The organism is Actinosynnema sp. NPDC023658 (genome assembly GCF_040639995.1).
Taxonomy (GTDB): domain Bacteria; phylum Actinomycetota; class Actinomycetes; order Mycobacteriales; family Pseudonocardiaceae; genus Actinosynnema.
In genome coordinates, this window is sequence record NZ_JBFAAX010000558.1 from 1 (window position 1) to 3,749 (window position 3,749).

General features: G+C 71.0%; 4 protein-coding genes. 3 read left to right on the forward strand and 1 reads right to left on the reverse strand.

From position 1 onward, the window contains the following. A partial coding sequence (locus AB0G02_RS31090) for a hypothetical protein (protein WP_360801110.1) occupies positions 1-212 on the reverse strand: 212 nt, incomplete at its 3' end. Between AB0G02_RS31090 and AB0G02_RS31095 the strand changes: the two genes are divergently transcribed. The 3 genes from AB0G02_RS31095 to AB0G02_RS31105 all read left to right on the forward strand — a co-directional run bounded on the left by AB0G02_RS31095 (position 213) and on the right by AB0G02_RS31105 (position 3,727). Further along, positions 213-1,124 (forward strand): LysR family transcriptional regulator, encoded by a 912-nt coding sequence (locus AB0G02_RS31095; protein WP_360801113.1) that lies wholly within the window; start codon positions 213-215, stop codon positions 1,122-1,124. A 270-nt stretch (positions 1,125-1,394) separates the two neighbouring features. Next, positions 1,395-2,504 carry a dimethylsulfone monooxygenase SfnG gene (gene sfnG, locus AB0G02_RS31100; RefSeq protein WP_360801116.1) on the forward strand — a complete coding sequence of 370 codons (1,110 nt, stop codon included), beginning with the start codon at positions 1,395-1,397 and terminating at the stop codon, positions 2,502-2,504. Further along, the gene (locus AB0G02_RS31105) at positions 2,501-3,727 is read left to right on the forward strand and encodes an acyl-CoA dehydrogenase family protein (protein WP_360801119.1); all 1,227 of its coding nucleotides are present in this window, start codon (positions 2,501-2,503) and stop codon (positions 3,725-3,727) included. The genes sfnG and AB0G02_RS31105 overlap by 4 nt, the downstream gene beginning before the upstream one ends. Positions 3,728-3,749: the final 22 nt, after the last annotated feature.

A 3,749-nucleotide genomic window follows, 5' to 3' on the forward strand; every position in this document is an offset into this window, starting at 1 on the left:
GCGCCGGTCGGGACGCACGTGATCACCAAGGCGGGCTCGGCGGACGTGACGGTGACCGGTGCGGCCGGTCGGCTGGAGATCCAGACCGGCACCGGCGACCGGATCGTGGGAGGTGCCGGGCCGTCGTTGACGCCCGTCCGGCGACCCGGTCCGATGGCCTGGGACGCGACAGGGGGACGACCGGCCGGTCCGGCGTCCCGGAGGGGTGCCACGTGCGGATCGAGCAGCTCGAGTACATCCAGGCGGTCACCCGGCTCGGCTCGCTGCGCCGGGTCGCGGAGGAACTGCACATGTCCCAGCCCGCGCTCAGCGAGACGGTGCGCAACCTGGAGCGCGAGCTGGGCGTGAACATCCTGGACCGCAGGCGGTCCGGCGCCCGGATCAGCGACGAGGGCCGCGAGCTGCTGCCCTACATCGCCGGTGTGCTCGAAGCGGTGGACCAGCTCCGCCGTGCCGCCGACGACCAGCACCACAGCAACCGGCTGCTGCGCGTCGGCACGGTCAACGCGGCGACCGTCCCGCTGGTGATCCCCACCGTCCGCGAGTTCCGCGAACGCCACCCCGGGACGCAGGTCGAGGTGGTGGACGCGCAGCAGGGCGAGATCCACCGGTCCCTGCTGGAGGGCAGCCTCGACCTCGGGCTGGTGAACTACCTGCGCGGGGACGACCCGCCGACCGACTTCGACACGACCGAGCTGCTGCGCGGGCAGCCGGTGGTGTGCATGCGACCGGACAGCCCGCTGGCCCGCCTCGCCGCCGTCGACGTGTCCGATCTCGTGCGCGAGCCGCTGATCGCGATGCGGGCCGGCTACGTGATGCACCGGTACGTGCACCGGCTGCTCGACGGTCGCACGCCGTCGTTCTCCTGCTCCACCGACGGCGCCGAGATGGGCAAGCTCATGGTGGCCGAGGGCCTGGGCGTGACCGTGCTGCCCGACTTCAGCGTCGTCGGGGACCCGCTCGAACGCGCCGGCGCGATCACGTGGCGACCGCTCGCGTCCCGTCAGGTGGACGTCCTGCTGGTGGCGCAGCGCCGGCGGGCGGGTTCCACGACCCGGCCGGCGCGCGAGTTGCACCAGCTCTTCGTGGACCGTGCCAGGCAGTTCAAGGTGAATGCGGCATGAGCGGTCCGGGCGGTCGTCGGTGGAAGGGAAACCCTATCGCCCCTTCGGCAGCGACGAATGGACCCGTCACCGAAGGCGTGCCTAGACTTTTCGACATGTCGACCGATCGCTGGGACCTCACCCGGCGGCGGCATCTGGATTTCGTGCGCATCGCCGGCCAGGGTTGTCCGCGCTGATCAGCCACTGACCCAGCCGCCCCTCTTTTCCATTCCCAACGAGGGAGTATTCGCCGTGTCCACCGGAAGTCGCACGGAAACAACCGAAGAACCGTTGAAATTCGCCTATTGGGTGCCGAACGTCAGCGGTGGCCTCGTCACCAGCACGATCGAACAACGCACCGACTGGACCTACGACTACAACCGCGAGCTCGCCGTGCTCGCGGAGGACAACGGGTTCGAGTACGCCCTGTCCCAGGTGCGGTACATGGCCAGCTACGGCGCCGCCTACCAGCAGGAGTCCACGAGCTTCAGCCTCGCGCTGCTGCTGGCCACCCAGCGGCTCAAGGTGATCGCCGCCGTCCACCCCGGGCTGTGGCACCCCGCGGTGCTGGCCAAGCTGATCGCCACCGCCGACCACCTCTCCGGCGGGCGTGCCGCCGTCAACGTGGTGAGCGGGTGGTTCAAGGGCGAGTTCACCGCGCTGGGCGAGCCCTGGCTGGAGCACGACGAGCGGTACCGCCGCTCCGAGGAGTTCATCCGCGTCCTGCGGGCCAGCTGGACCGAGGACGACGCGCAGTTCGCGGGCGACTTCTACCGGCTGCGCGGGTACGACCTGAAGCCGAAACCGCTCGCGACGCCGGACCGGCGGCACCCGGAGATCTTCCAGGGAGGCAACTCCACCGCGGCACGGGCCATGGCGGGCCGCGTGTCGGACTGGTACTTCAGCAACGGCAAGGACTTCGACGGGATCAGCGAGCAGGTCGACGAGGTCGGCCGGACCGCGTCGGCGCACGGCCGGACCGTCCGGTTCGGGTTGAACGCGTTCCTCATCGCCCGCGACACCGAGGCCGAGGCCCGCGAGACGCTGCGCGAGATCGTGGCCAAGGCGGACGTCCAAGCCGTGCACGGCTTCCGCGACGCCGTCCGGCAGGCCGGCGCGTCGGCCGCGGACAAGAAGGGCATGTGGGCGGACTCGGGGTTCGACGACCTCGTCCAGTACAACGACGGCTTCCGCAGCAAGCTCATCGGCACGCCGGAGCAGGTCGCGCACCGGATCGTCGAGTACAAGCGGCGCGGGGTGAACCTGCTGCTGCTCGGTTTCCTGCACTACCTGGAGGAGGTCGAGTACTTCGGCCGCCACGTCCTGCCCATCGTCCGCGAGCTGGAGGCCGCGTTGCCCACCGGCGCCGGCACCCCCGAACCCGTAGGAGTGACCCGATGACCACCACCGAGAACACCACCGACTGGGCCGGGAAGCCGGCGCCGACGGGTTCCGCCGAGTGGGTCGCGCGGGCGGCCGAGGTCGCCGCGATCCTCGCCTCCGACGCCGTCGAGCGCGATCGGGCGGGCAAGACCCCGCACGCCGAGGTGCGGCTGCTCAAGGACGCCGGGCTGGTGACGTTGCTGGGTCCGGTCGAGCACGGCGGTGGCGGCCAGGACTGGACCACCGCGTACCGGGTGATCCGCGAGATCGCGTCCGGCGACGGCTCGATCGGCCAGCTCATCGGCTACCACTACCTGTGGTGGTGGGCCGCGCGGCTGGTCGCCACGCCCGAGCAGGTCGCCGCCGTGGAGGAGCAGGCGACGCGCGAGCGCTGGTTCTACGGCGGCGCGGTGAACCCGCGGGACAACGACCTCACCATCACCGAGGACGGCGACGAGCTGGTCTTCGACGGCCGCAAGTCGTTCTCCACCGGCGGCAAGGTCTCCGACGTCACCGTGCTGGAAGGCGTCCTGGCCGGGACCGACAAGCACATCTTCGCGATCGTGCCGTCCGCGCAGGAGGGCATCGTCTTCAACGACGACTGGGACAACCTCGGCCAGCGGCTCACCGAGAGCGGCAGCGTCGAGATCCGGGGCGTGCGCGTGCCGTGGGCGCAGGCCGCGGGGTACGTGGACAAGGAGTTCCGGCCCAGGACGTACAACACGCTGAACGTGCCGCTGATCCAGCTGGTGTTCACGAACTTCTACCTCGGCATCGCCCGCGGCGCGCTCGCCACCGCGACCGCCTACACCCGCGACCGGACCCGGCCGTGGCCCTACGGCGGCGACAACAAGGAGTCGGCCACCGAGGAGTTCTACGTCCTCGACACCTACGGCGACCTCCAGGCGAAGCTGTGGGCCGCGGAAGCGCTCGCGGAGCGCGCGGCCGAGGCCATCGAGCGGATCAACGAGCACGCCGACGCGGTGACCCCGCAGGAGCGCGGTGAGGCGGCGGTGCTGATCGCGGCGGCCAAGCAGCGCGCCATCGACACGGGGCTGGAGATCGGCACCAGGGTGTTCGAGGTGACCGGCGCGCGGGCCAGCGCGAGCTCCGTCGGCCTGGACCTGTTCTGGCGCAACATCCGCACGCACAGCCTGCACGACCCGGTGGCGTACAAGCGGGTGGAGGTCGGGCGCTACGCGCTGCTGGGCGAGCTGCCCGAGCCGACCTGGTACACCTGATCGCTCCCCGGCCCCGTCACCG